This is a genomic window from Bradyrhizobium sp. MOS003 (assembly GCF_003020125.1).
GTDB lineage: Bacteria > Pseudomonadota > Alphaproteobacteria > Rhizobiales > Xanthobacteraceae > Bradyrhizobium.
Window position 1 is genome coordinate 592,004 of record NZ_PYFW01000004.1, and the last position, 26,409, is coordinate 618,412.

Genomic DNA, 26,409 nt, shown 5'->3' on the forward strand with positions numbered 1-26,409 from the left:
CAATCGGCAGCAAGGACGTGGATGCCCGGGCCAAGCCCGGGCATGACGGCGAGCATCATTCCCGCCTGAAGCGATAGTCAAACGCCCCGCCCAGCGTTTTGATCAGCCCCACCGTCGGCGCCGGGAAATGAACCGGCAAAATCAGCGTGTCGGTGTCCGCAACCGACGCGAAGAAATTCCGCCGCGACACCGCCGACTGTTTCGGGTCCCAATCCGGCTTCGCCGACCAGTCCGGCTCGCGGCACTGGATCTGGTGATGCATGAGATCGCCCGCGACCACCGCGCGCTGGCCCTTCGAGACAATGTTCACGCAACAATGGCAGGGCGAATGCCCCGGCGTCGGCGTCAGCGTGACGGTGTCGTCGAGCGCGTAATCGTCGTCGACCAGGAGCGCCTGCCCGGCCTCGACGATCGGCAGGCAATTGTCGCGAAACACGGTACCGGGCGGATTGCTGCCCTTGGCGTGCTCGGCCTCCCAGGCCGCATACTCACCCTTGTGGAAGACGTATTTCGCATTCGGGAATGTCGGCACCCAGCGGCCGTCGCGCAAACTCGTGTTCCAGCCGGTGTGATCGATATGCAGATGCGTGCAGAACACGTAGTCGATCTGCTCGAAGGAGATGCCGAGCGCGAACAGCTCGTTGCGCCAGCGCTCCTTGCCGGGAAAATCGAACGGCGGCGGATGGCCCTTGTCCTCGCCGGTGCAGGTATCGACCAGGATAGTGTAGCGCGGCGTGCGCACGACAAAGGTCTGATAGGTGATGACCATCATGCCGCGCGCGGCGTCGAACACCTCCGGCTCGAACGAGGCGAGATGACGGGCGAACACGCTCTCGTCATAGGCCGGGAAGAAATCCTGCGGCCGCCGCCACGGCCCTTCCCGCTCGATCACCGCATCGATGGTGATGTCACCGATCCGAAGTTGCTTCACGCTCCCTCCCTTGATTGTCTTTGCGTAGCCAACGAGCTCAGTGCTCGAGACGCGTGGGCGCAAGCTTGCGCCGATGCGTCGCCCGTCGCTGGCGCAACAGAGTGTTCAATGTTTTCTTAAGACAGCATCAGTCGCCTATTGAGCACGACGGGGTGACGGCATCAACAACCTCGTCTGCGCCGGTCCACAGGTCCGGAACTACACGGCGATCCGCGGCGCACCCCAGGAAAAGACGTTCGGTCAATACGAGCAGACCGGCGAAACACAACCGCCGGCTGGCGCTCAAATTATCGCATTGACGTATGATTTACTTCACAGCGCCCTGGCGGTTTCGCTCTTATAAAGCAGCGATGCAACGCGATGGCCTCGAGCCCTCCGCTCCGCGGTGAACACTTTGTGGCTCTTGCAGATAGAGCGGAAAGAGCCGCCACGATTGGGCGCACTCCGTTTGGAGACTGCGTTCCCAAATTTGGACCGGAAGGCAGGGGTCGGTTGTATGCTTTCGGGACCGCGTCATTCGGCAAGAATTCGGCCTACGTGGAAGCGCGCGCTGACGCCGGTTGACGCACGACGTGACCTCTCCGGGCTGTCAACGGCGCCACGTTCTGCTATCCTGTCTCTGTTCTGCGCAGCAGCGGGGCGATCAAGGTGAATTATCCAGGGATCGATGCTGCAGAGGTTGCGCCAACGCGGCGCATGCTTGCGATTCTGGCCGCCGACGTCGTGGGCTATGCTCGCCTGACCGAGCTTGCCGAGGAAGCTACCCACATCCGCCTGCGATCACTTCGTTTCGGAGTCGTCAACCCGTGCATCGTCTCCTTTCGCGGCAGGATCGTTAAGAACACGGGGGACGGCTTTCTCGCCTCCTTCGATTCTTCCCTTGATGCGGCGCGCTGTGCGGTTGCCTTGCAGGCCGAGGTCGCCGCTGCACAGGCGCAGGAGGGATATGATCGGAAGATCCAATTTCGAATGGGTCTCAACGTCGCGCAGACCATCGTCGAATCCGAGGACATCTTCGGAAAGGGAGTCAACATCGCGGCGAGGCTCGAGCAGTCGGCGCCGGCCGGCGGCGTGGTGCTTTCGGACGAGATGTTCAAGCAGATCAAGGACCGGATCGATGTGCCTGTCCAGGATCTCGGCGTGCTCCGACTCAAGCATATTGCAAGTCCCGTTCACGCTTATTCCCTCCTGCTCCCCGAGGCCGAACGCCTGCCGTCGAGCGGCGGCCGCAAGGCGAGCCGCCAGGCCAAGGTGCCCTACATCGCGGTCCTTCCGTTTCGTACGCAGGCAGCGAACCCGGAAGGCGACTATTTCGGGGACGGGACGGCCGACGAGATCGTCGTGGCGCTTCAGAGCCTCCGCGGGCTGTGCGTCATTTCAAGCATGTCGACGTCTCCGTATCGGAGCGGACCGATCGACAGCCAGAGGATCGGCCAGGAACTCGGCGTCCGATACGTCCTCAGTGGCAGCATCCGGCGAGCCCACCAGCGGCTTCGGATCAGCGTGGAATTGCAGGACGTCGAAGCTGGGGTCGTGCTGTGGGCAGATCACTACGACGGCGAGGCTTCCGAGCTGTTCGAATTTCAGAGCCGCATCGCGACACGCATCGTATGGAGCATCGCCCCTCAGGTCCGTGAGGCGGAGCTGAAGCGCGCGCTGCAAAAGCGCTCGGACAATCTCAATGCCTACGAGCTGCTCATGAAGGCGATCGATTTCATGTACCGCATGAATTACTTCGATTTCGGCCGCGCGGGAGAATTCCTGCAGGCCGCCATCGCTTTGGATCCCAGCTACGCGACGCCTTATGCCTACGCGGCGCTCTGGCACATTCACAATGTCGCGCAAGGCTGGGGCGCCGAGGGTGGCCCCGACGCAGCGGAGGCGGCGCGCCTCGCCGCTGCAGCGGTGGATCGCGCGCCGTCGGACGGCTTCGCCCTGGCCGTTCTCGGACACACCAAGGCGCTGCTGTTCAAGGACTACAACGCAGCGCTCGACCTCTTTGACCGAGCGTTGAGCGCCTCGCCTGGCAATGCCATGGCCTGGACCCTGAGCAGTGGCGTGTACGGCTATCTTGAGGAGGGCCAGTCGGCGATCACGCGCGCTGAACAGGGGTTGCGCTTGTCGCCGGCCGATACACAGGCGTATTTTTACCTGATGTTCCTCGGCCAGGCGCATTACATCTATGGCAATTACGACGAAGCAGTCGTGTGGGCCCGCAAGACGGCGTCCCTGAACGGGCGATTGTCCGCCAACCTTCGCATTCTCGCGGCCGCCTATGTCGCGAAGGGTCAGAGCGAGGAGGCTCGGAGCATCGCCAGGACGATTCTGGACATACAACCTCGATTCAAATTGTCGGCCTATCGTGAGCGGTGTCCCTTCAGAATAGCCTTGAGGGAACGTTTCATCGAACATTTGCGAGAGGCAGGCCTGCCCGATTGAAACCATGCTGCATTTGCAGCGAACCACAGGAGGATCCCGCCATGGGAGGCAATTGGTTCGGAGGCAACTGGTTTGGTGGCAACTGGTTCGGAGGAAACTGGGCAAGCGGCCCAGGCGGCGGCGGATCACCCGTGTTCGCGATGCGGGCGGATCGACCACTTGCCGAAATCGCTATCACGCGGGACTACACCGCGAAGTTCCGAGATCCGGAATGGGATCCGGATCTACGCGCCTTGGCGATCATGCCGGAGTTCATGGCGCAGACCATCGGAGGCAAGCAGTGGCAGGCGGCGGTCGCGCTGCCGCCGCCGACCTACCCGGTCACTGCGAAGATGATCGACGAGGTCCTGGTGCTGGCAGTCGCGGAGCGGCCGGAAGCCCTCGGCGAGATCGTGGAGGAGAACCAGAATTTTCAGCTGCGCTGGTTGCAGCTTCTCAACATCACCGCCACTACCCACCCGCAAACATTCCTGCTGATGAAGATCATGGCCAGGGTCGGCGAGTTTGCGATGATCCAGCTCAAGCTCCAACATCCGAATCCAGCCGGTGCCGCGCCTCCACCTTATTGGTACCAGCCGCGACCAAGCCAGGTCTGCCCGACACTGTATCCGCCGGTCGCGGTCCCGGGCCACCCGGCCTATCCGGCCGGACACGCGCTGATTGGCACACTCACCTCCGAATGCCTGGCCGACATACTGCCTCAATACAAGGAGCCGTTGCGCGCGCTGGCCGCGCGCGTCGCGATGAACCGGGTGATCGCAGGATTGCACTATCGCGAAGACATCGACGCGGGCGCCAGGGCCGCGGTCGCGCTGAAGCCCTTTCTGACGGCTTGCCCGTTCTACGCGGCTACATTCAAGCTCGCGCGGGACGAATGGAAATGAGTTCGCGCGCAACGTGACCACCGCAGCGGAGGAAGCCATGACGCCTTGGGAATTGCGCACCGGTTATGTCCGGGTGCTGATGCAGCGTAATCGGAACCGCGTGTTCTTGCAGGCGGCCAACGACCTGATCGACGGCAATAGTCCTGCCCGCACCATGCGTGATTACGTCCACGAGAATGCGGCGTCCGATTTTTTGATCGACGGTGAGTTCGGCGCCCTGCCGATCTGGGATGGCGCCGATCAGCGACCGGCGGTCTCGATCACGGACAGGGGTGAGAATGCGTCCTCACTCCTCGCACTCGATAAATCGATCAAATTCCTGATCCGCGCCTACGTGTCTCCCGGCAGGCTTTCCAAGCCGGACTTCAACGAGGGTGAGCCTGTCTGGCTCGATTCCGATGTGCGGGGCACGCTTGCTTTACCTCCCGCCAACAAGGCCACGGGCGATGCCGACATGGTTCGGCAGGACCTCAACACCGCGGTGCTGCAGGACAACGGCCTTTATGGCGCGGGTGTCGCCGTCGCCATCGTCGATACCGGCATCTGCAGGGCACATCTTGCGAAGCGGCTTGGCTTCAATCCGGCGCTGGATGTCGGAAATTCGTGGACGCCACCGACCGTGGCGACCATGCCGGGGCTCCATCGCATCGGACACGGGACGATGTGCGCCTATGGCGTGCTCGTGGTGGCCCCGAACGTGACGCTGCTCGACTACCCCTTGCTGCTGGGGCGACCTGCGGGCGAGCACACAGTCAGTGCAACGATCGGGGAAATGATGCGCGGCTACCTGATCCTGATCTGGCGCTGGGCGGTCACTGGGGCCATTCCGCAGGATGCGCTCGTGGTCAACAACAGTTGGGGAATCTTTCATCCGAGCCTCGACGACTTCCCGCCCGGCGACCCGCGACGCTACATCGACAATCCCGATCACCCCTTCAGACTGTACATCTGGTTGCTCACGGCTTTCGGAGCGGACGTGGTTTTTGCAGCCGGCAATTGCGGCAAAGGCTGCCCCAATCCGGTTTGTCTGCAACGGACGGATGGGATGATCATGGGCGCCAACGCATATGACGAAGTCCTGACGATCGGCGGTTGCGACATCCACGACACGCGCGTCTGTTATTCCTCGCAGGGACCGTCGATCGCGGGCATGCCTCAGCAGAAGCCCGACGTAACCGCCTATACTGAGTTTCTCGGCTCGAAGGTGCTGCGAGGCCCGCGCGGCTTCGAGCCTGATACGGGAACGTCGGCGGCATGCGCGGTCGCATCCGGGTGCATCGCCGCGCTGCGAACCGCGCGGCCGCCGACGGCAACGGATCCGGCATCCATGATTACGGTATTGCAGGCGACGGCGCTGCCCCTGGGCGGCGCAGTGCCGAACCACGACTACGGCTACGGCATCGTCCGACCGGTGGCGGCGGGCCGAAGCCTCGGCATCATCCCGTGAGCACGCAAATCGCTGGTTAGGCCAACGTCTAGCTCCGTAACCCCGGCGCCTCCTGCCCGGTGCGTGCGACGTACTCCGTGTAGCCGCCGCCGAACTGGTGGATGCCCTCCGGTGTCAGCTCCAGCACGCGGTTCGACAGCGTCGCCAGGAAGTGGCGGTCATGCGAAACGAACAGCATGGTGCCTTCGAAATCCGACAGCGCATTGATCAGCATCTCCTTTGTGGCGAGATCGAGATGGTTGGTCGGCTCGTCCAGCACCAAAAAGTTTGGCGGGTCGAACAGCATCTTGGCCATCACCAGCCGCGCCTTCTCGCCGCCCGAGAGCACGCGGCAGCGTTTCTCGACGTCGTCGCCGGAGAAGCCGAAGCAGCCGGCGAGTGCGCGCAAGGAGCCCTGCCCCGCGGTCGGAAACGCGTATTCGAGCGACTGAAACACGGTCTGCTCGCCGTCGAGCAGGTCCATCGCGTGCTGGGCGAAATAGCCCATCTTGACGCTGCCGCCGACAGCCACCGTGCCCTGGTCCGGCTCGCTCGCGCCCGCAACGAGCTTCAGCAGCGTCGATTTGCCGGCGCCGTTGACGCCCATCACGGCCCAGCGCTCCCTGCGGCGGATCATGAAATCGAGCCCGTCATAGATCCGCTTGCTGCCGTAACCCTTGTGGACGCCCTTCAGCGCCGCGACATCCTCGCCCGAGCGCGGCGCCGGCGGAAAGTCGAATGCCACGCTCTGGCGGCGCCGCGGCGGTTCGACCCGCTCGATCTTGTCGAGCTTCTTCACCCGGCTCTGCACCTGGGCCGCATGCGAGGCGCGCGCCTTGAAGCGCTCGATGAACTTGATTTCTTTTGCAAGCATGGCCTGCTGGCGCTCGAACTGCGCCTGCTGCTGCTTCTCGTTCTGCGCGCGCTGCTGCTCGTAGAATTCGTAATCGCCGGTATAGGTGGTGAGCGAGCCGCTATCGATCTCGATCACCTTGGAGATCACGCGGTTGATGAACTCGCGGTCATGCGAGGTCATCAAGAGCGTGCCTTCGTAGTCGTGCAGGAATTTTTCCAGCCAGATCAGGCTTTCGAGGTCGAGATGGTTGCTCGGCTCGTCGAGCAGCATGACATCAGGACGCATCAGGAGGATGCGCGCGAGCGCCACGCGCATCTTCCAGCCGCCGGAGAGTTTTCCGACGTCGCCCTCCATCATCTCCTGGCTGAAGCCGAGGCCGGACAGCGCCTCGCGCGCACGGCCATCGAGCGCGTAGCCGTCGAGTTCCTCGAAACGGTGCTGCACCTCGCCGTAGCGGGTGATGATCTCGTCCATCTGGTCAGCCTTGTCAGGGTCGGCCATGGCCGCCTCGAGCTCGCGCAGCTCGGCCGCGACCTCGCTGACGGGACCGGCTCCATCCATCACCTCGGCCACCGCACTGCGGCCAGACATCTCGCCGACGTCCTGGTTGAAATAGCCGATGGTGATGCCGCGATCGGTCGAGACCTGCCCCTCGTCGGGCAATTCCTCACCGGCGATCATCCGGAATAGTGTGGTCTTGCCGGCGCCGTTCGGCCCGACCAAGCCGATCTTCTCCCCCTTGTTGAGGGCGGCGGAGGCTTCGATGAACAGGATCTGGTGGCCGGCTTGCTTGCTGACGTTGTCGAGGCGGATCATGGGGTCTTTTCAGGGGGATTTTTGCGTTGCAGCGTCATAGGCCATGCGGGCCGCCGGGGGAAGCCCGGCGGGTACGGAATCCTGCCCGCATGCCGCCCACGCGAAATAGGAAGGCGCCAGCCGAGGCGCCCAAAGACGACGTCACCGAATGGCGGTTGCGCTCTTCATCAGGGCCACCAACTGACTTTGCTGACCGGTGCCGGTCTTGCGAAATATCTGCTCGAGATAAGAACGCGCGGTCGCAAACTTGATGCCGCTCTGTTCTGCAGCTGCCTTGAGCGTTAGACCGGCGGACAGGCTCACTGCGAGCTTGGCCTCTGCAGGCGTCAGGTCGAACAGACCCGACAGTAGACTGGGCGCGGGAACGAGCGCACTTGGCTTGGCTGGTGTGAACACCAGCATCGTGTCCCCACCGGAAAAGAGGTCCCGGGCGGATCGCAGCAGCGGCAGGACATGCAGAACGCCCGGTACTGCATCATTGGTGCCGGCGATCGGGATCGAGCGAACCGCACTCAAGGCACCGGCAGGCTCTCGAAGCGCTGTTTGCAGCAACTCGTTTGCCCGTCCTTGTGCAACAGTGACCCGGTCTCCGACACCTACGTTGAAGAGATCGGAATGCTGAAGGAACGATCGGTTGGTCGCGATCGCCCTGCCGTTGACGCAGACGGTGGCGGCAAGCCCAAGCGTATCGAGGGCCGCGACGGTGCCCCTCGCCCGCTCGATTCCCAGTCGAGCCGCGATCAGCCCCGCACGGGCCAGATGCGGACGTACGGAGTTGAGACGCGCGAGTTCCTCTGGCTCATAGCGGCCCACGCCGCTTCCCTTCTGAAGAACGTAGATCGCCACCTCTCCGGTCGGCATCGGCACGGCCGTGCAGACGTGCGCACCGAGACCACGCGCGCGCAAGCGCTGGCGTATCGGGTCACTCTCGATCTCGGCGGCTGTCAGGTAGTCGTCGACCTCAACGAAGCTGTTCGGCTTCGTGTCGCACATTCGGACCACCGATGTCGAAAAACGAAGATCCGGATTGGCCAGAAATTCTCGGAGAAGATCCTGCAGATTGTCGAGCGTCACGCCACTGGCGGCGCCGTCATCACCGAAGAGGAAAAGGGTCGAGCCGAGCGAGTTGGACGTTGCGGCGAGCTCGGACAACAGCCTTGGCCAGAGTTCAGGAACGAAGGCTGCTTCATACGCAAAATCAATAATTTCCACGGTCATTCCGCGTCATTGCAAGCAATGGCTTCAACCTAGCTGATTGTTTTCGCGTCTCGCAAGCTCGGTCCGCAAACAAGACGATCGATCGCTCCATCGACGATGCGGCTTTCGCCTGTGGCTGAATAGCCGCAATCCAGGAAAAGCGCGCCCTGACAGGGCCAACACCGGCATATGCCGGTATCGGCAGCCTGCGCGGTGACCAAACTGGAGGCGCTGATAGACTCATACGATGAGAGAGCACGGATATTGCTCTTTCCCATTGCTTGGTCCGATTGCCCCGCGGGTCCTTTATCCCATCGAAAATGATTGCTGCTCCGACCTTGACCAACAGGATCTCGTTACAGCTGCGAATAACTGCATTTTGGAACATCTGCATGCTGGGCTCCGCGCTCGGCGGAACTCGGTCATTCATTGGCGAAACGCACAGTCAGGCTTTTAACGTCACGCCTGGCAGGCAGGATGGAAGCATCACCTACAACCGGCTTGATCCCCGACGGTCCAGGCACCGAGAGCGTCACGGTCAATGGGCCAGGCACCGTCATCGATCAGCCTGCCGCGCTCTGTATATGGAACTTGAACAGAAACCGGTTCCTATTTCGAGACAGGACCGTGACGTTTCAGGGCTCGCCGGGAAACGGCAACTACCCGGTTTTCAATCGGATGAGCTTGGGTCAGGCGAGAACGATTGCTATTGACGGCACCATCGTCGGCCAGCTGAGCGCGGTGGTCCGGCTGTCCTCAACACCGTCAACAATTTCTTCAACAGTGGCGGCGCCCTGCCGGCCTCGTTCGGCAACCTCGTCGGCCCCAGCGGCGCCAATCTCGGCAATGAGCTCACGACCTTGTCCGGCGAGATCGCCACCGGCTCACAGCGATCGACCTTCGACGCGATGCACCAGTTCCTGGGCGCGCTCACCGATCCCTTCGCCGGGCGGTCTGTCTGATTTTGATCCAAGCCATGATTTTGATCCAAGTCATTTAGACGTCCAAGGAGTGCCCCGATGAAACAGAGGAAATCTATTCTCCACGGTGGCGCTGCATTCGCGTTGGCGGCTGCATTCATGGTCACCCTGATCTGGCCTAGCTACTCCACCATGACCGAGATCAAGGGCGGCCCCGGTGGCGGCCACTACAATCTGACCTGTCCCGGGGGCCAATTCCTCGTCGGCATTCAGGCACGCGCCGGCGGTTGGGTCGACGCGGTCGGCATCATCTGCGCTCCCTACACTGGGGGAAATCGCGTCGGTGATATCAATCGCGATCCGCGCATGACCGGAGGCAAGGGCGGTGGGCCTCAGGAGTCCTATTGCCCGCCGGGTGAGCCGATGACGGGAATCGGCCTCGCATTTACCAGAGGCAACGGCCTCGATCGCCAGTTCGTGAACACGATCGACGTGTTCTGTCCGAGTTCGGACATGAACCAAGTCACCAAGCGCTGCATCTCCAGCGGCGAAGGCTGCGGCTTCATTCCGCCCAAACGCGCCGGCGACATCATTACGCGCGTCTTCGACTACAAATACGATCAGCTGATGTGCCCTCCCGAAGAGCGCGCGACCGGGATTCAGGGCGCGTCGGGCAGCGCCGTCGACTCGATGGGCCTGATTTGCGGCCCAATGAAGGCCTCGGCCCCCGCTCCAGCGCCGGCTCCCGTCAGTGGCTTCAGTTCGTCATTCGAACCCGGGATCAACCTTCCCGGCAGCGACTATCGCAACGTCGCGATGAACGACAACTATCCCAGCACCTGCCGCGACCTCTGCCAGAAGGAAGATCGCTGCAAGTCGTGGACCTGGGTCAAGGCAGGTCTTCAAGGCAAGAAGCCGATGTGCTGGCTGAAAACCGCAATCCCCGGAGCGCTCAGGAATGCCGACACGGTCTCCGGCGTCAAGCCGGTCGGACGCGTTATCGTTCACTGAACAACACCAACAATCGACAGCTAGGACTGATCATGCGCTTCATTGATAGGCTGGTGCGATCTTCCGTGCTGCTGGCAGCGCTTTCGCTGCTCTTTGGCTTGTCCATACTGACAGAGCCGGCCCGCGCCGACCGGCCGGGCACGCCGAACGAAGTGAAGCTGAACTGGTGTCCTGAAGACAATTCGAAAGCCCCGAGAATTTGCGGCGGATTTCACAACACCGCGCCGGAGAGCGTGCTGATCGAAATGGAGTTCACGAAAGACGGCCAGCCGGCCAAGGCCGACAAGATGGGATGCGGACAGGCAACCCAATCTCCTGCATCAGCCGTATGCTGGACCAGGAACTACCTGAAGGAAGGCTTTGATCGCACCAAGGAGCTTCGCTTTGATATTCGCGATCTCGAGTTCGGCGCGCAATATTGCACGCGCTTCAGAGCGCGGCGCACGACGGACCAGATGGTCTCCGAGCAATGGTCCGCGTGGGCGTGCGCCAAGACGCCTGTTCGGCCGGCAGGGCCGCCCGTAGCCCCGCAGTTCAAGATCGACTTCACCGACAACAGCCACTACTGCCGGAAACGGGACATCATCGAGGTTACCCACCTCAGCTTCGAAGAGTACAGCGAACTCCGGACGACCGTCAGTGCCGCCACCGGGCCGGACAGCGGCGTGACCGGCGTAACCGAATATAACGCGATGTACTACAAGCCGCACATCGCCAAGCAAGGAATGGCGCCTGATTGTGTCGAAGCAATTCTCGAAAATACCTGGGTGTATGTCGAGGTGTGCTCGTACAACGTTGCCGGCAAGTCCTGCTCGCACAAAGTCGCCTCGGCCGCCGCGAAGGTCGTGCTCGATCCGCCGCCGCCGAACCAGAAAGCCTTCAAGCTCACCGGCGCTCCGCGCGATCCGACCTTCCAACCCGATGTCAATCTGGCTGGAATGGACTATCGCAACCAGCCGATGGTCGGCAACAATGATCCGCAGGCCTGCCAGGCGATGTGCAACGCCGAGGACGTGTGCAAGGCATGGACTTGGGTAAAGCCCGCCGTGCAAGGACCGCATGCGGTTTGCTGGCTGAAGCGAGCCGTGCCGCCGCGAGCCTGGGGCATGTATACGACGTCGGGCGTCAAAGCCGGCGGCATCGCGACCACTCCGCCCCCCGCACAACCGCCAGCGAATACCAATCCGCCGGCGAGCGTTCCTTCATCAGCCAACGCTCAGCCGGCCACCAACCCGCCTCCGGCAAGCGGCCAAAGCGGCATCCTGACCGGCGTCGACATGCCCGGCAAGGACTACCGCAGGGTGGATCTCAATGCGGGGGCGGCTCCGGCCGCATGCCAAAGCCTCTGTGCGCAGGAGGCGCCGTGCAAGGCGTGGACGTGGGTGAGGTACAATCCGCAAACGGCAAAGCCGGCGTGCTGGCTGAAGAATGACGTTCCACTACGCGTGGCTAACCCGGACGTGGCTTCAGGCCTGAAGGGCTCAGCCTCTGGCTCTGGCTCGCGCCCCGACTTCCGGCGGCGCGTCCAATGACAGCGAATGGCGTCTCCCGAAAAGATCTTTTTTGGCTGCATCGTTCCTGATTGCCGCAGCATCCGCCGCATACGCCTTCGCGGTTTACGGTGCCATCGGCACGAACACGCCAAGCAGGGCGGCGACAAGGGTGCGCTTGGGCCGGCCATCAGCGACGAGGCCGCAGCGCCCAATGGCGGCCGGTTCAATACCTTCAAGAACGGCCTGATCTAATGGCATCCGAAGATCGACGCGTTCGCCGTGGAAGGCGCCATCGCACCGTCATCGAGCCGCATCAGGATAACCCAGAAATTGCCGCCCCGCATCGTGTCGGCGTTGCCGTCGAGACGGATCTGGTTGCCGCTCAGCCGGCCGCCTGCACCGATCCTGGCGACATAGGCCCCTATCAACGGCTGTAATGGGGATCCTCGTTGTGCCGTTCGGTGATCACCCAGCGACGATCTCGCCGCCGCGCGCCCGATACGTTCCAAGGGGGACGAAAGCCCGAATTGCCGCCGAGCATCTTGCTCGCCGAAGCGCGCTTCAATTGGTCATGCGCCTAACTGCCGCGATGAGAGCCTCGGACAGTCGGAGAGGGAATCATCGTGTCACTTCGCGTAACCCTGTGATCGGAGCCACGAGATCCGACGCTCACCATTCATCCAATCGTCAATTTCGGCCTTGCTCGTGAAGCCCGTGATTTCTCGGGGTTCTGCGCCCGGGTACTCGGCGATGATCGCCCAGTCGCCCTCGGCCTTACGGATTGGTTTGAAGCTCACTTTTATTTTTGCCATGCCCGACTATGCAGGAAAGTGCGCGAAAAGGGAACCTCCCCAAGCACTCGAGGTCGCTCCCGCCATCACTCACCGGTTTGAGCGGCTCTGAACTACGGAACAATTGCACAAGCCGTAATAAGAAGCAGCCGTCGACTTCTACTTGAAGTCTCTCGGCTACTGATGTAATGTGTCGAGCATCGATACTGGCCGAACAACTGTTCCGCTTTCGCCTCAGATCCTGACGGCGCGCACGTTTCAGACATTCTCCAAAATCGACTACCGAGACGCTGGCAGCAGTCCGCGCGCCAGCGCTCTTGCGCGCATGCGAAAGGAAGACCCGATGAATACGGGAACAGTGATGTGGTTTAACAGCCAAAAGGGCTTCGGCTTTATCCAGCCGTCAAACGGCAGCACCGACGTTTTCGTTCATATCAGCGCGGTCGAACGCGCCGGCATGGGCACCCTGAACGAGGGGCAGACGGTGTCTTATGACGTCGTCGCAGACCGTCGCACCGGCAAGTCCGCTGCCGATAATCTTCGTGCTGCTTAATTAAGAGCACGACAGACCTGTCGCTCTCGCCATGGATGTACTGGCAGAGCTTGTGGTCCTGCCCCGCTCCTGAGTCTTCAGGGCGGGGTTTTTGCTTCAACCCGAGCAAGGGCGGGAGCCGGCAGAATGTGTTACGTCAAGCCCGCACTTGACGTCACAGCAGCTGCAAACATCGAGGTAACACATGTCGTATGCCTATAAGCTGAATGAAGACGTGCGCCACCAGCCCCAGGGTCCGCAAGGACGTGCCACCACCGAACCGCCCATGATCTATACCATCATTCAACACATGCCGATCGAATCTGACGGACGCGTGAGATACCGCATCAGGGCCAAGTCCGAAAAGATCGAGCGAGTCGTTACGGAAGATCAGCTTTCGTATTTTCAATGATCTTCTGATTGAGGCCGGCAGCGGATTCACGCGACGAGAACCTCATGACGACGTCTCCCTGCGCTCAGAACGCGAGGGCGCTCTTTTCGGCTGAAAACGACGAGATTGCCGGATGAGCAAGCACGGCCTTTAGGCCCTTCTCATCAACCTGAGCGAAGCCGCCAACCGCAGGCTACGCTTGCCGGCGAGCGCGATGCCTTCGAGCTCGCCGCTATCTGCGTTGCAGGTCCCGGAAAAGCCGATCCCGACCTCATAGCCGCCGAACACGGGATTCTCGCCCTTCGCAGGCGTGTGCTCCTGGTTGAGCATCTCGCCCTTCCAGCGGCCGTCCGCCGAGGAATAGGATCCGAGATAATAGAAGAACGCATCGCCGCCGAGGATGCGGCCGTCGATCAGCAGCATCACGCCGGAGAGCCCGGCCTCGACGCCGTCGAGCGCGCGCAGGCTCATTCCGTAGAACCCGTTGGCGATGCCGCCCTGCCCGATCGTGCCGCGGGGCGGCAGCGCCCCGTCATCGAGCCGCGTGAGATTGGCCCAGAAGCTGGCGCCCGGCATGGTGTCCGCACCGCCTTGCAGACGGATTTCGTTGCCAACCAGCCGGCCGCGCGCCGCGATCGAGGCGACGTCCGCCCCCATTAGCGGCTTGTAGTTGGGATCGTGGTTATGCCGCTCGGTGATGACCTCGGCGATGATCTCGCCGTCGCGCTCGACATAGGTGCCGAGATGCGCAAAGCCCGAATTGCCGCCCAGCATCTTGCCGTCATGCAGGCACATGATGCTGCGGCCTGCCGCGTCGTTGACGCCGTATTCAACCTTGTAGAGTCCATCCAGCAACGTAACCAGCCCACAACATCGGAAAAGAACGCAGGCTACCTAGCATTGCCGCCGCACCTCGGCCACCCGGCTTTTCCGCGCAGGGGCCTTGCGGGACCGCGGCCCGACGCCATCATCTTCCTGTTTTGCCGGACGGGTCAAAGCGGATTTCTTTGCCGATCGGTCAAAGCGAGATTTCGCCAAATCGGAAGACTGTAATTCCGCTGCGATTTCAACGACTCCCTACTGTGCATGGGGTTGTTTTCGCGTTTTTTGTTTTGAGCGGGGCTTCATCGCGCGTCAATGCCGCTTGAAGTACTGCACCTCACGCTCGTGCTTCTCGGCAGCCGCACGGCTTTTGAAAGTCCCGAGGTTACGACGCTTGCCGGTCTTCGGATTCACCTTGCGTGAATAGAGGCGGTATTCGCCCGACGCCAGTTTGCGGATCATGACCGCACCTCCTGCTTGCCGAGGTCTCAACGGCCCGTGCCGGAGCTGGTTCCTGCTTCGAACCATCAGGCGGGAGCGCCCGACAAAGAGGCACATGAGTGAGACCGGGCCATCAGCCGAAGAGCAGATCGCAGCGTTCGTCGCCGGCGCGGCGAAGCAGCCGCTGCTCGATGCCGCCTTCGAACTCTGGCGCTGTCGCTACCGGCTGGATTCAATCGAGGGGCGCCCGACCGCCGAAGAGGTCCGCATCAATCGCACCCTCAACCCGCAGCAGATGGCGGCGAAGTACCGCTACGACCGCGACCACGCCCATGAAGGGCCGATGTTCGGTTATGTGAAGCGCGCCCATCCCGATGCCGATGACGAGGCAATCCGGCGGGCCATCATCACAGCGGTCAAATTCGAGGCCGCGACCGAAGCTCATTTCAAATGGGACGGCGATTTCTGGGAATGCGTCGTCCGCGCCGTGGCGCAGGCCGCAGCAGAGTATCCCGATTTCCTCGAGACGACCTATCGCGACGCCCGCAACAATCTCGCCTACTACATGAAGTGAGCTGCCAAGGCGCACGCCAGGCTCATCTCTCGCAAAGGGAGCAGTGCGCTAGAAGCACAGCGTGGTGACGAGCTTGCCCTGCTTGTCCTTGATCGCGTAGGGGCAGCGCAGCCGCTCCAGCGCTGCCTTGGCGTCTGCGTCGCCGAGCGCGGCGGCGCGTTCGTAATAGGCCTTCGCGGCGTCCTTGTCTTTTGGCCCACCGCGGCCGCCTTCCGCGAAGGCCCCCACCCGTTCCAGTGCGCCGGGATGGTTTTGCGCCGCTGCCTTCTCGAACAGCGCACGCGCCGCGACGTCGTCCTTTGCACCGCCCGAACCTTCGGAAAGCATCAGCCCGAGCTGGTACTGCGCCTCCGCGTTGGTCTCGGCGGCCTTGCCGAGCAGCGCCCGCGCCTGCGCGGGATCGGCCGGCGCGGCGCCACCCGCGCCGCCGAGCGCGGCGAGGTTGCTGACGCCGCGGGGGTTGCCTGATTGCGCCGCCTTCTCGAACAGCTTTCGCGCCTGAGCTTCGTCCTTGGCGATGCCAGAGCCGGTGCCATAGGCAACGCCGAGCTCGACCATCGCCGCGCTCGATCCCTTGTCGGCCGCCTTTCGCCAGGCGGCGATCGCCTCAGCCGTCTGCCGGTTGGCGGCATAGGCGCGGCCGAGCGCGAACATCGCACGGCGCGACGATGCTGCGGCCTGCTTGCAGAACCTGATCGCGGTCGCGACGTCGGAGGCAGCAATCTCGGCCACGCCCCTCACGTCAGCCGGCTTGTCGGGATCGCTGGGATCGGCCGCGACCCGGTCGCACAACACGAGATCGGCCGATTGCGCGCGCGCCGCCAGGGGCGCAGCGAGCACGAGGAACATGGCAAGGAAACAAATCCGCATGGTCGTCACGTTGCGTCCCCGCTCCGGCAAATTCAAGGCTCGAGTCCTGATTGACGCAGGACCGGCACGACCTCGGCCGATGCCAGATAGCGCAGCAGGCGGTCCGCGGCGTCGGCATGCTTCGCGGCTGCCATGCGGCCTGCGGAGAACACCGCCGGTGTCTGCAGCTCGTGCGGGATCGGGCCGACCACCTCGATGCCGCCAACCTGCTTCAACTCGCTGATCTGCTGCACGGCGAGGTCGGCCTCGCCGCTGACGAGGCGCTCGGCCGTAAAACCTTGCTCGACGACGGTGGCCCTGGCGTTGATCTCGGCTGCGATCCCCATCCGCACGATCAGCTGGGCGAAGTAGACGCCACTGGCGCCCAGCCGCGAATAGGCAACGGACCGCGCCGCGAGCAGCGTCCCGCGCAGCGCCGCTTCGCTTCCGATTTGGGGGTGCGCCTGCCCGGCTCGCACCGCAATGCCGACATAGGAGCGCGCCAGATCGGCCGCGCCTTCGGGGGGTACGCGGCCTTCAGCGATCATCTCGTCCAGTCCCTCGCGCGTGAGGATCACGAGATCGGCGGCCTCGCCCTCACGCAACCGCTTCAGCAAGGCGAGGGTCGGCGCAAACTCAGCGTCGATACGGACGCCGGTTGCGGCTTCGTATGCGGACGACAGGCTGCGCATCGCCCCCATCAGGCCGAGCGTCGAGAGCATGCGAAGGTTTTCCATGAGCTATTCCCGTCGCGATCAGGCGCGATGCATCAGCTTGAGCGCGGCGGTCAGGCGCAGGCTGCGCTTGCCGGCAAGCGCGGTCGCCTCCAGCACGGCCTGCTCTGAATCGTACGTGCCGGCGAAGCCGATGCCGACCTCGTGGCCGCCGAAGATCGGATCGTCCTTGGCCGGCGTATGCTCCTGGTTGAGGATCTGCCCCTTCCAGCGCCCGTTCGCGGCCGTGTAGCTGCCGAGATAGTAAAACGCGGCATCGCCGCCGAGGATGCGGCCCCGGTTCAGGAGCATCACGCCGGTGAGGCCGCCGTCGAGACCATCGAGCATCCGCAGATGGATGGAGTAGAGACCGTCGGCGATTCCGGCTTCGCCAACGCCACCGGCGATCGGCACCTCGTCTTCCGTGATCGGCGTCATCACCGACTGGAAGGGAATGCCGGGCAGCTCCTTCAGCTCGCCCTTGAAGCGATAGAGGTCGCCATCAGCCCAGCCCTTGGCAAGCAAGGTGGCATCGTCTGTCCCGGCCATTGCGCGGTAGTTCGGATCGGGGTTGTGGCGGACGGTGTTGATCACGACGTCGACGCCGCTGTCGGTCTTCTCGTAGGTGCCGATATGGGCGAAGGCCGAATTGCCGCCGAGCATCTTGCCGTTGCCGGCATGCATCACGCTCCGGCCGACGGCGTCGCCGAGCTGAAATTTCACCTTGTAGAAGCCTTCAAACACCAGCCGTCCCCGGCCCTGCGCGCATCCTGCGGGCACTCTATCGCGCTTTGGGCGGAGATGGACAGGCTTCCCGTGACGCAGCCCTGCTGCGTCACGGGAATGGCTCTCATCAGGATGCTAAAAATCCGCCGGAGCCTTTCAGCTCCGGCGGATTGAAAGCCAACCCGGGCCAGCCCCCCAGCCCGGGCCGGGAGGATCTTAGGCCGCGGCCTTCTTGTCGGCCGGCACGGACGCGATCGTCTTCAGGATCTGCGAAGCGATCTGGTATGGGTCGCCCTGCGAGTTCGGACGGCGGTCTTCCAGATAGCCCTTGTAGCCGTTGTTGACGAAGGAGTGCGGCACGCGGATCGAAGCACCGCGGTCGGCAATGCCGTAGCTGAACTTGTTCCACGGCGCGGTCTCGTGCTTGCCGGTCAGACGCTTGTCGTTGTCCGGGCCGTAGACGGCGATGTGGTCCATCAGGTTCTTGTCGAAGGCCGCCATCAGGGCCTCGAAGTACTCCTTGCCACCGACCGTGCGCATGTACTCGGTCGAGAAGTTGGCGTGCATGCCGGAGCCGTTCCAGTCGGTGTCGCCGAGCGGCTTGCAGTGGAATTCGATGTCGATGCCGTACTTCTCGGTGAGGCGCAGCATCAGATAGCGGGCCATCCACATTTCGTCAGCGGCCTTCCTGGAGCCCTTGCCGAAGATCTGGAATTCCCACTGGCCCTTCGCGACTTCCGCGTTGATGCCTTCATGGTTGATGCCGGCGGCCAGGCAGAGGTCGAGATGCTCTTCGACGATCTTGCGGGCGACGTCGCCGACGTTCGAGAAGCCGACGCCGGTGTAGTACGGGCCCTGCGGCGCCGGATAGCCGGAGGCCGGGAAGCCGAGCGGACGGCCGTCCTTGTAGAAGAAGTACTCCTGCTCGAAGCCGAACCAGGCGCCCTCGTCGTCGAGGATGGTGGCGCGCTTGTTGGTCGAGTGCGGCGTCTTGCCATCGGGCATCATGACTTCGCACATCACGAGCACGCCGTTGGTGCGCGCGGCGTCCGGGAAGACGGCGACCGGCTTCAGCACGCAATCGGAGCTGTGGCCTTCGGCCTGCTGGGTGGAGGAGCCATCGAAGCCCCAGAGCGGAAGCTGCTCGAGCGCCGGGAACGACGCGAATTCCTTGATCTGAGTTTTGCCGCGCAGGTTCGGAGTCGGCGTATATCCGTCGAGCCAAATGTACTCGAGCTTATACTTGGTCATTGAGCCTCTCTGTAGATGATGCGAAAGGTTGGGGGCCCGGGGGCCACCGAACGTTTTGTACCCGGCCATCATCGGCCGGCCATTTACAAGCATTTTACGTGCCAAAAGGCCGCAGTGCGGAGGGTTCTCCGCCGCGATGGGGGTCTTGCCGTTGCGGGTGGACCGTCTCCGACAATGTGCGTCATAGCCGCGCACCTTCGCGTGAAGCTGCAGCGCAAAAACCCACGGAAATCGCCCGATTCTGAAGCAAGCCGAGCTGGCCTGGAGGTTGCCGATGAAACGCGCATCAACGTCCGGCAATTTTCGCAAAGCCTCCCGCCCGGCTTGAGCAACCTTTGGAATGGCTCAGGCGTTAGCCACCGGCAGGGTGCCTTGGAGGATGCAGAGCGCCATCTGCTCATAAATTGGGCGGAAACTGATTTCCTTTTCAGCACTTTCCAATCGAGGAGACGCGGCCGATATGGGGAGTCCGGTAACCACAATCGAACGAGTCGGGCGCGCCATGGGAGGCTATGGCGCTTCGACCAAGGAGAATCTCAATGATGAACAATGGTCTGAGTCAGGGATCGGCAACGATCTACCAGTTTCCGGTCGGGGGCCGCGCTGCTCTCGCCCGAGGCCGCTATGGCGAGACCCGCCTTGCTGCCGATCATGCTTCGCTTCCCGCGAACGCCTCGATCTGCAGCGACAGCTGGTACCACCAGGACGCGGTCGACGAAGCCAAGCCGAAATGGGATCGCTGATGCCTATTGCTGGTTTGAAACCACCGCGCCCTCACAGGCGCTTGGCGGCAGTTTGAAAAGGGGTCGAAACAACGAAGTTTCGGCCCTTTTTGATTCCAGTTCGTCCTCGCAGCTAGATCCCGGGCTTTTCGACCACCGCGCAGGCCGTGACCGGCCGCCTCAGATGCTTCACCGTGGTGGGCCCGGTTTTGGGAATCTTCAGAGTCACCCCTGCCCCCGAATAGCGAGCGCCCGAGACCGACAGCCGTTTTGCGAGCGTGACCGGCTCACCGTCGATCTGGAGGAACGCGCGCTTGTCGTCGTCATAAAACCCAGCGATGAACTGCGTACCATCGGCGCAGCGATAGGTACGGAACGTCTGCGCTTCAGTCTGCGGCGCACCGGTCAATCCAGTCGCCAGCATGGTGATCCCCGAAAGAATGGCCTTGTGCCGGCCCATGATCGCCCCCTGTAATAGCCTTCAAGGACAGCCTTCAAGGACGCCCCCTCGTGCGTCCAATGGAACCATAACCGATCCCATGTCAGATTCCCCTGCCCGTCACCTCGCCTTGCAAGGCGCCAGCAATTTTCGCGATCTCGGCGGTTACCCGACCACCGACGGCCGCACCACGCGCTGGCGGCACATCTTCCGCTCCAACCATCTCGGCCTGCTCACCGCTGATGATGTCGAGATCGTTCGCGCGCTCGGCGTGCGAAGCGCTTTCGATTTCCGTGGGGTTGAGGAGCGCGCGGCCGGCGTCTGCGTTGTCAGCGAGATCACAGTGCATTCGCTGCCGATCGAGCCGAGCGTCGTGGCTGCACTGCGGACCGAACTCGCGAAGGGCACGCTGACTGCACCGGTCGCGCTGGAGCTCATGCGCGAATCCTATCGCAACTACGTTCGCCACCATACGAACAGCTTTCGCAACCTGTTCGGCCATCTCCTGGAAGATCGCGCGCCGCTGGTGATCCATTGCACGGCGGGCAAGGACCGCACCGGCTTTGCCAGTGCGCTGATCCTGCATGCACTCGGCGTTGCCGATGACATCATCGCCGAGGACTACCTGCTCACCAACCGGCATTACAAGCGCGATGCGACGGCTGTCACCGACCTGCCGGAGGACGTGCGCAATGCCATCGGCGGCGTCGAGGCCTCATATCTTGCTGCGGCTTTCGAGGCCATCGGAAGCGAATATGGCGATCTCGAAACCTATCTGCGCGACGGACTCAAGCTCGGCGCAGCCGAACGGACCGCGCTGAAAGAGCGCTATCTGCAGGCGTAATCCGCGGCGGCCTCAAGCCATCGGCTCGACAGACTTGATGATGGCGTTCTTGAGCGCTAGGGACACCTGCTGGGTGCTCCAATCATTCTGATGAAGCTTGTCGGGATCGCTCGTATCTATCAATTGCTCGAGCGAGATGCCGTTTTGCACATGCCAATGCCGCATCAGCGCCCAGCGCTGAAACAGATTGACCTCGGCTTCATTGGCAACATCGCGGATTAGCCGGACCATCCGGTCAGAGAGCTCGGCGCGGTCGTCCCAAAGCATCTTCGGCACATATTGGGGATCTATCACCAGAACCTCGAAGCCGCGGGCGCGCAGTTGCGCCAGGCCCTTCCTGATATCCCCGGCAACAACGTCCACGTCGTACTTGTCGTTGTGAAAGACAGCGTTGGTTCCAACCTGCCAGATGACCAAAGCCGGATCATCACGAAAGATATCGGTCTCGAAGCGCCCGAGCTCTTCGGTGGCCTCTTCTCCGCCCTTGCCGCGGTTCAGCACATCAATCCGGATGTGCGGCCGCTGGACAACGTCCTTGAAGTACTGCCTCAGATACATCTCCAGCCGATAGGGATACGGGACGACATCGCCTCGTCCGGCTGTTGACGACGAGCCCATGGCCACGACGCGCACCGGACCCTTTCCGCCCAACGCCTGCCGGAGCCGCATCAGTGGATATTTCAAATCGACGATCGCAGCGGGAAACTCGATGGTCGGCAAATTGTCGGGCATGAAAACCTCCTCAACGATCTAAAGTTGCATTATAGCCCAGCCTTGACGCCGCCGCCATTGCAAGTCCAATTCGGCCCGCGCAATGTCGCCGCGCAGGTAACGAGGGAGAGCGATGTGCAGGGAAAAGTCATTGTCGTGACAGGCGCGCTGGGTGCGCTCGGCAAGGTGGTCGCGGAGGTCGCGCAGTCACGCGGCGCGCGCATTGCCGGCATCGATCACGCGACTTCACAGAGGTCCGCGACGCCTGAAAGCATCGAGATCGGCGGCGTCGATCTCTCCGACGCGGCGCAGGCGAAGGCGGCGGTCGAGATGGCGGCCAAGCATTTCGGCCGGCTCGACGCACTCGTCAACATCGCCGGCGGCTTCGCCTTCGAGACGATCGGCGACGGTGACATCAAGACCTGGCAGCGCATGTACGCGCTGAACGTCCTGACCGCGCTCAACACCTCGCGCGCGGCGCTGCCGCATCTGGCCGCATCCAGGGCCGGTGGCATCGTCAATATCGGCGCCATAGGCGCTCTTCAGGCCGGCTCCGGCATGGGTCCCTACGCTGCGTCGAAGGCAGGCGTGCATCGCCTCACCGAAGCGCTCGCCAGCGAGTGGAAGGGCAAGGTCACCGTCAACGCCGTGTTGCCGTCGATCATCGACACAGCAGCCAACCGCGCCGATATGCCGAAAGCTGACTTCTCCAAATGGGTGACGCCACAGGAGCTCGCTGAGGTCATCCTGTTCCTCGCCAGCGATGCCGCCAGCGGCATTACCGGCGCGCTGATTCCGGTCAGCGGGCGGGTGTAATCGCAGTCTGATCGCCCGTGCTGGGCGCCAGCTCGGATTCAATCGGAGCCGGGAAGGCTCTAAACTGCCCGCAACTGATTCGCTGATCGGATCCCCTTTGGAAACCGCGCTCTACCTTCCCGTCAAACGCTTCCTCGAAGAGCTCGGCTTCACGGTCAAGGGCGAGATCGGCGGCTGCGATCTCGTGGGCCTCAGCGCCGGCGATCCGCCCGTGGTGGTGATCGGCGAACTCAAGCTCGCCTTCAATCTCGAACTGATCCTGCAGGCGGTCGACCGCGCGCCGGCCGGCGACGAGGTCTGGATCGCGGCAAAGATGTCGATCCGGGGCAAGGGGCGCGAGAGCGACGCGCGCTATCGCAACCTCTGCCGCCGCCTCGGCTTCGGCATGCTCGGCGTCACCGACCGCGGCCAGGTCGAGGTGCTGGTGAAGCCTCCGACCGCAGCGCCGCGCCGCGAGCCGAAAGTGCGCTCGCGCCTCGTCGCCGAACATCAGCGCCGCCAGGGCGATCCCGTGCTCGGCGGCAGCACCCGCGAGCCGATCATGACGGCCTATCGGCAGCAGGCTCTGGCCTGCGCCTCGGCGCTCGCCGACGGGCCGCGGCCCGTGCGCGAGTTGCGCGTGCGCTGCCCTGACGCCGGCAAGATCTTGCTTAACAATGTGTATGGGTGGTTCGAACGGGCTGACCGGGGAATTTACCGGCTCACCGAGGCCGGGCATGCCGCGCTGAAACGCTGGCCGCAACAACGGATGGAGATCGAGACCGGTGTCGCGTCACCGCCCTGACACCCGACCGGTGCATAGCTGAGATGCCACACCAAATTCATATTGCAATGCAACATCCCCGGCACTAGGTATCCCGGCATCAAACGAGGCCGTTATGAGCGCAGACTGGAATACCAAATATGGCACGCGGCGCGTCCGCCATGATCCGCCGACCCTGGACGAGGCGATCTTCGCCGCTATCGGCATCACCGACGATCAGGGGCAGCAGGCCGAGATCGCCGCAGCCTTGATGGGAATGCCGCTCGACGTCGTGCAGGCCGAGGTGAAGAAGCAGGCGCGTACCAACAGCCGTATCACTGCGACGCGCGTGATCGCCGGCGAACAGGGCGCACAGCGCTCCGTCGTGGTTGAACGCCGCGTCGTCCGCCGTTTCGGCAACGATAAGCGCACCGGTACCTGAGCGCTTCATTCTTCGTTTCAATGAAAAAAGCGGACCGGTTAGCCGGTCCGCTTTTTTGATTCAGGCCCGTTGGATGTCAGGCCGCGCGATTGCCGTACATGCTGGAGAACAGCTTCCAGCAGGTGGCGTTGAAGCTGAGAAGAGCACGTCCCGCCTTGAACGGCGATGCTGCGAGTTCCGCAAGCTCGTCCTCAGGCGTCTTCGCAAGATCAATCGTACCGGTGGACTCGCCATGGCGGAAAGCGAGATGCGCGCCGAATTTCCTGGCGAGCGCGCGCATGGCGTGATTCTCCGCGCCTGTGGTGATGCGCAGAGTCTTGTAGCCCTTCCAGCGCGCTTCGGCGATCAAGCGACTGAACAGCACGGTGCCGACGTTCTGGCGGCGCGCGGAGGCTTCCACGCTGAAGGCGACCTCAGGCAGCGAATCGCCTTCCGGCGGATGCAGCTCGGCCGCACCGCGGACCACGCCGTCGACGATATAGGCGACGATCACGGTGCCGTCCTCGGCACAGCGGGCGGCGTAACGCTCGATGAAGCTGTCGTCGAGAAAGCCGTTGAAACGGTCATGCCGGCTTTCGGCATCGAGCCTCAGCAGATGATCGCGCAAGAGCGGCAATTCTTCGTGCTGGATCAGGGTCCGCACATAGCCCGGAGCGGTGCGGACGGTTTCTTCAAGTACCACGTCAAAAACTCCTCTTGGTGTCCCTCGAGGAGGCGTTCGAATCCCTAGGCCTCCTAATATTGTGCATCGCAACATCTTTTGCAAGATGAGGACCTGCCCAAGTTAAAGGCATGCGAAACGACTAATTCGTTAATAGAATCAAAGACCCGTAGTCTTACAGGACCAGCTGAGTCTGGGTGACCACGGCAACCAGCTTGCCATCCTCAGTTTCGAGCCGGGTGGTCCAGACCTGGGTCCGACGACCGCGATGGACCGGGGTCGCGGTGGCAATGACCGTGGTTCCCTCCTTGGCCCCACCGATGAAATTGGTCTTGCTCTCCAGCGTGGTCGTGCCCTTGGCGTCCTCGGGCAGGTTGATCACGGTCGCCGCCGCCCCGACGGAATCGGCCAGCGCCATCACCGCCCCGCCATGGATGGTGTGGTGGAGCGTACAGAGATCAGGCCGGACCATCATGCGCGCCACCACGCGATCCTTCCCGGCCTCGATGAACTCGACGCCCTTGAGCTCGGCGAACGGCATCTTCATCGCTTTAAGCTTTTCGAGCGGCGTCATCAAAAGTTCTCCCAATTGATTGTTGCCTCAGCGTGAATTGCTTCGTGCTGCAAAGCAATGACGTCGGAGGTAATGGTCGGGCTGACATGGGGCGCACGGCGAATACGCTCGTGTTCCGGACGCACTGCAACGCCAGAGCGGCGCTGCGTCCGGGGCACGGCTTCGTTCACGTCACCGCATTCACCACCTGATATTCCGGCCGTCGCCACACCTCCCCTGAAATCACCTCCTCGATGATCTCGGCCGCACGGACGATCTCGCTCTCGCCAATGTACAGCGGCGTGATACCGAACCGCATGATGTCGGGCGCGCGGAAATCGCCGATGAGGCCGCGGGCAATCAAGGCCTGCATGGCGGCGTAGCCGCCGTCGAAGGCGAAGGAGACCTGCGAGCCGCGGCGCTCATGTGCGCGCGGGGTGACGAGCTTCAAAGTCGGGCAGCGCCGCGCGACCTCGGCGATCAGCAAATCACCGAGCGCCAAAGAACGCGCACGGACCTCTGCCATATCGATACGATCCCAGATATCGAACGAGGCCTCCAGCGCCGCCATCGCCAGCACCGGCGGTGTGCCGACGCGCATGCGCTCGACGCCGCCCGCAGCCGCATAGCCAAGCTCGAACGCAAATGGTTTTGCATGCCCCATCCACCCCGACAGCGCGGCGCGTGCGCTGTCGGCGTGGCGCGGCGCGACGTAGAGGAAAGCCGGCGCGCCGGGGCCGGCGTTGAGATATTTGTAGGTGCACCCGGCCGCGAAATCCGCGCCGCACCCGGCAAGATCGACCGGCAGCGCGCCGGCGGAGTGTGCGAGATCCCAGACCGTGACGATGCCGAGCGCATGCGCCTTTGCCGTGAGCTTCGCCATGTCGTGGCGGCGGCCGGTGCGATAGTCGATCTCGGTGACATAAAGCACCGCGACCTCCTCCGACAGGGCGGCCTCGATCTCCTCCGGCGCCACCAGGCGCAATTGATGGCCGCCCCCGAGCGTCGCGATCAGGCCTTCGGCCATGTAGAGATCGGTCGGGAAGTTGCCGGTGTCCGACAAGACGATCTTGCGGGACGCGTTCATGTCGAGCGCGGCGGCCAGCGCTTGATAGACCTTGAGCGACAGCGTGTCTCCAACCATCACCGAGCCTGCTTCGGCGCCGATCAGCCGCGCGATGCGATCGCCGACATGGCGTGGCTGGGCATACCATCCTGCACTGTTCCAGGCGCGGATCAGCTCGTTGCCCCACTCCGTCGTGATGACGCGGTTGACGCGCTCGGCAACGCCGAGCGGCAGCGCGCCGAGCGAGTTGCCGTCGAGATAGATCACGCCGTCAGGCAGATGGAACAGCGCTTTGGTGTCGTCATAGACGCGATATCTGTTCATGGATATGTCTTGGATATTTCTTGGGC

Annotated in this window: 29 protein-coding genes; 14 read left to right on the top strand and 15 right to left on the bottom strand. The window is 62.8% G+C overall.

What is annotated here, in order from left to right; translation table 11 throughout:
- Nucleotides 1–55: 55 nt before the first annotated feature.
- Nucleotides 56–931: an MBL fold metallo-hydrolase gene (locus C7G42_RS21665; RefSeq protein WP_106950965.1), complete on the bottom strand. Its 876-nt coding sequence runs from the start codon at nt 929–931 to the stop codon at nt 56–58.
- Nucleotides 932–1,627: 696 nt separating this feature from the next.
- Here C7G42_RS21665 and C7G42_RS21670 point away from each other — a divergent pair.
- The 3 genes from C7G42_RS21670 to C7G42_RS21680 all read left to right on the top strand — a co-directional run bounded on the left by C7G42_RS21670 (nt 1,628) and on the right by C7G42_RS21680 (nt 5,701).
- Nucleotides 1,628–3,370: an adenylate/guanylate cyclase domain-containing protein gene (locus tag C7G42_RS21670; protein ID WP_106950966.1), complete on the top strand. Its 1,743-nt coding sequence runs from the start codon at nt 1,628–1,630 to the stop codon at nt 3,368–3,370.
- A 140-nt stretch (nt 3,371–3,510) separates the two neighbouring features.
- On the top strand, nt 3,511–4,254 hold the full coding sequence (locus C7G42_RS21675; protein WP_245427867.1) for a phosphatase PAP2 family protein: 744 nt from the start codon (nt 3,511–3,513) through the stop codon (nt 4,252–4,254).
- Between the two features lie 37 nt (nt 4,255–4,291).
- Nucleotides 4,292–5,701 (top strand): S8 family serine peptidase, encoded by a 1,410-nt coding sequence (locus C7G42_RS21680; RefSeq protein ID WP_106951085.1) that lies wholly within the window; start codon nt 4,292–4,294, stop codon nt 5,699–5,701.
- A gap of 28 nt (nt 5,702–5,729) precedes the next feature.
- Here C7G42_RS21680 and C7G42_RS21685 read toward each other — a convergent pair whose 3' ends face one another.
- Together C7G42_RS21685 and C7G42_RS21690 are read right to left on the bottom strand one after the other, a co-directional pair.
- A complete protein-coding gene (locus C7G42_RS21685) occupies nt 5,730–7,352 on the bottom strand; it encodes an ABC-F family ATP-binding cassette domain-containing protein (protein WP_106950968.1) in 1,623 nt (540 codons plus the stop codon).
- 141 nt (nt 7,353–7,493) lie between these two features.
- Entirely contained in the window at nt 7,494–8,570 is a 1,077-nt protein-coding gene (locus C7G42_RS21690) for a helix-turn-helix transcriptional regulator (RefSeq protein ID WP_106950969.1), read from the bottom strand.
- Between the two features lie 998 nt (nt 8,571–9,568).
- Here C7G42_RS21690 and C7G42_RS21695 point away from each other — a divergent pair.
- From C7G42_RS21695 to C7G42_RS21705, 3 genes are read left to right on the top strand one after another with little or no spacing between them, the layout of a single operon-like run.
- On the top strand, nt 9,569–10,480 hold the full coding sequence (locus tag C7G42_RS21695; protein WP_106950970.1) for a PAN domain-containing protein: 912 nt from the start codon (nt 9,569–9,571) through the stop codon (nt 10,478–10,480).
- A gap of 32 nt (nt 10,481–10,512) precedes the next feature.
- On the top strand, nt 10,513–12,012 hold the full coding sequence (locus C7G42_RS21700; protein WP_106950971.1) for a PAN domain-containing protein: 1,500 nt from the start codon (nt 10,513–10,515) through the stop codon (nt 12,010–12,012).
- A 6-nt stretch (nt 12,013–12,018) separates the two neighbouring features.
- The gene (locus C7G42_RS21705) at nt 12,019–12,225 is read left to right on the top strand and encodes an LGFP repeat-containing protein (protein WP_106950972.1); all 207 of its coding nucleotides are present in this window, start codon (nt 12,019–12,021) and stop codon (nt 12,223–12,225) included.
- Here C7G42_RS21705 and C7G42_RS35875 read toward each other — a convergent pair.
- Complete coding sequence (locus C7G42_RS35875; RefSeq protein ID WP_245427862.1) at nt 12,222–12,401, bottom strand: hypothetical protein; 180 nt, start codon at nt 12,399–12,401, stop codon at nt 12,222–12,224. The genes C7G42_RS21705 and C7G42_RS35875 overlap by 4 nt on opposite strands.
- A gap of 706 nt (nt 12,402–13,107) precedes the next feature.
- Here C7G42_RS35875 and C7G42_RS21720 point away from each other — a divergent pair.
- Together C7G42_RS21720 and C7G42_RS21725 are read left to right on the top strand one after the other, a co-directional pair.
- Entirely contained in the window at nt 13,108–13,317 is a 210-nt protein-coding gene (locus C7G42_RS21720; RefSeq protein WP_158537626.1) for a cold-shock protein, read from the top strand.
- 184 nt (nt 13,318–13,501) lie between these two features.
- On the top strand, nt 13,502–13,708 hold the full coding sequence (locus tag C7G42_RS21725) for a hypothetical protein (RefSeq protein ID WP_094896792.1): 207 nt from the start codon (nt 13,502–13,504) through the stop codon (nt 13,706–13,708).
- Between the two features lie 129 nt (nt 13,709–13,837).
- Here C7G42_RS21725 and C7G42_RS21730 read toward each other — a convergent pair whose 3' ends face one another.
- Both C7G42_RS21730 and C7G42_RS21735 read right to left on the bottom strand, forming a co-directional pair.
- Entirely contained in the window at nt 13,838–14,542 is a 705-nt protein-coding gene (locus tag C7G42_RS21730; RefSeq protein WP_106950975.1) for a hypothetical protein, read from the bottom strand.
- Between the two features lie 279 nt (nt 14,543–14,821).
- A complete protein-coding gene (locus C7G42_RS21735) occupies nt 14,822–14,971 on the bottom strand; it encodes a hypothetical protein (protein WP_007609497.1) in 150 nt (49 codons plus the stop codon).
- A gap of 94 nt (nt 14,972–15,065) precedes the next feature.
- Between C7G42_RS21735 and C7G42_RS21740 the strand changes: the two genes are divergently transcribed.
- Nucleotides 15,066–15,524, top strand: coding sequence for a hypothetical protein (locus C7G42_RS21740; protein ID WP_106950976.1), 459 nt, complete (start codon nt 15,066–15,068; stop codon nt 15,522–15,524).
- A gap of 48 nt (nt 15,525–15,572) precedes the next feature.
- On the opposite strand, the gene C7G42_RS21745 is transcribed toward C7G42_RS21740, so the two are convergent.
- From C7G42_RS21745 to C7G42_RS21760, 4 genes are all read right to left on the bottom strand, one after another.
- A complete protein-coding gene (locus C7G42_RS21745; RefSeq protein WP_106951086.1) occupies nt 15,573–16,394 on the bottom strand; it encodes a tetratricopeptide repeat protein in 822 nt (273 codons plus the stop codon).
- Nucleotides 16,395–16,426: 32 nt separating this feature from the next.
- Nucleotides 16,427–17,110: a substrate-binding domain-containing protein gene (locus C7G42_RS21750; RefSeq protein WP_106950977.1), complete on the bottom strand. Its 684-nt coding sequence runs from the start codon at nt 17,108–17,110 to the stop codon at nt 16,427–16,429.
- Between the two features lie 18 nt (nt 17,111–17,128).
- The gene (locus C7G42_RS21755) at nt 17,129–17,830 is read right to left on the bottom strand and encodes a GrlR family regulatory protein (protein WP_106950978.1); all 702 of its coding nucleotides are present in this window, start codon (nt 17,828–17,830) and stop codon (nt 17,129–17,131) included.
- A 198-nt stretch (nt 17,831–18,028) separates the two neighbouring features.
- On the bottom strand, nt 18,029–19,063 hold the full coding sequence (locus C7G42_RS21760; protein WP_106950979.1) for a glutamine synthetase beta-grasp domain-containing protein: 1,035 nt from the start codon (nt 19,061–19,063) through the stop codon (nt 18,029–18,031).
- A gap of 539 nt (nt 19,064–19,602) precedes the next feature.
- Between C7G42_RS21760 and C7G42_RS21770 the strand changes: the two genes are divergently transcribed.
- The gene (locus C7G42_RS21770; protein WP_106950980.1) at nt 19,603–19,806 is read left to right on the top strand and encodes a DUF2735 domain-containing protein; all 204 of its coding nucleotides are present in this window, start codon (nt 19,603–19,605) and stop codon (nt 19,804–19,806) included.
- A gap of 112 nt (nt 19,807–19,918) precedes the next feature.
- Here C7G42_RS21770 and C7G42_RS21775 read toward each other — a convergent pair whose 3' ends face one another.
- Nucleotides 19,919–20,245 (bottom strand): MliC family protein, encoded by a 327-nt coding sequence (locus C7G42_RS21775; protein WP_106950981.1) that lies wholly within the window; start codon nt 20,243–20,245, stop codon nt 19,919–19,921.
- A gap of 79 nt (nt 20,246–20,324) precedes the next feature.
- On the opposite strand from C7G42_RS21775, the gene C7G42_RS21780 reads away from it, so the two are divergent.
- Complete coding sequence (locus tag C7G42_RS21780; RefSeq protein WP_106950982.1) at nt 20,325–21,068, top strand: tyrosine-protein phosphatase; 744 nt, start codon at nt 20,325–20,327, stop codon at nt 21,066–21,068.
- Nucleotides 21,069–21,080: 12 nt separating this feature from the next.
- Here the strand turns inward: C7G42_RS21780 and C7G42_RS21785 are convergent, their stop codons facing one another.
- The gene (locus C7G42_RS21785) at nt 21,081–21,800 is read right to left on the bottom strand and encodes an SGNH/GDSL hydrolase family protein (protein WP_106950983.1); all 720 of its coding nucleotides are present in this window, start codon (nt 21,798–21,800) and stop codon (nt 21,081–21,083) included.
- Nucleotides 21,801–21,914: 114 nt separating this feature from the next.
- On the opposite strand from C7G42_RS21785, the gene C7G42_RS21790 reads away from it, so the two are divergent.
- From C7G42_RS21790 to C7G42_RS21800, 3 genes are all read left to right on the top strand, one after another.
- On the top strand, nt 21,915–22,595 hold the full coding sequence (locus C7G42_RS21790) for an SDR family oxidoreductase (protein ID WP_106951087.1): 681 nt from the start codon (nt 21,915–21,917) through the stop codon (nt 22,593–22,595).
- Between the two features lie 97 nt (nt 22,596–22,692).
- Nucleotides 22,693–23,379, top strand: coding sequence for a DUF2161 domain-containing phosphodiesterase (locus C7G42_RS21795; protein WP_106950984.1), 687 nt, complete (start codon nt 22,693–22,695; stop codon nt 23,377–23,379).
- A 94-nt stretch (nt 23,380–23,473) separates the two neighbouring features.
- Nucleotides 23,474–23,779 (top strand): hypothetical protein, encoded by a 306-nt coding sequence (locus tag C7G42_RS21800; RefSeq protein WP_028136768.1) that lies wholly within the window; start codon nt 23,474–23,476, stop codon nt 23,777–23,779.
- 76 nt (nt 23,780–23,855) lie between these two features.
- On the opposite strand, the gene C7G42_RS21805 is transcribed toward C7G42_RS21800, so the two are convergent.
- The 3 genes from C7G42_RS21805 to kynU form a co-directional block, all read right to left on the bottom strand.
- On the bottom strand, nt 23,856–24,461 hold the full coding sequence (locus C7G42_RS21805; RefSeq protein WP_106950985.1) for a GNAT family N-acetyltransferase: 606 nt from the start codon (nt 24,459–24,461) through the stop codon (nt 23,856–23,858).
- A 154-nt stretch (nt 24,462–24,615) separates the two neighbouring features.
- Nucleotides 24,616–25,014 (bottom strand): PaaI family thioesterase, encoded by a 399-nt coding sequence (locus C7G42_RS21810; RefSeq protein WP_063194196.1) that lies wholly within the window; start codon nt 25,012–25,014, stop codon nt 24,616–24,618.
- A 166-nt stretch (nt 25,015–25,180) separates the two neighbouring features.
- Nucleotides 25,181–26,383: a kynureninase gene (gene kynU / locus C7G42_RS21815; RefSeq protein ID WP_106950986.1), complete on the bottom strand. Its 1,203-nt coding sequence runs from the start codon at nt 26,381–26,383 to the stop codon at nt 25,181–25,183.
- Between the last annotated feature and the right edge of the window lie 26 nt (nt 26,384–26,409).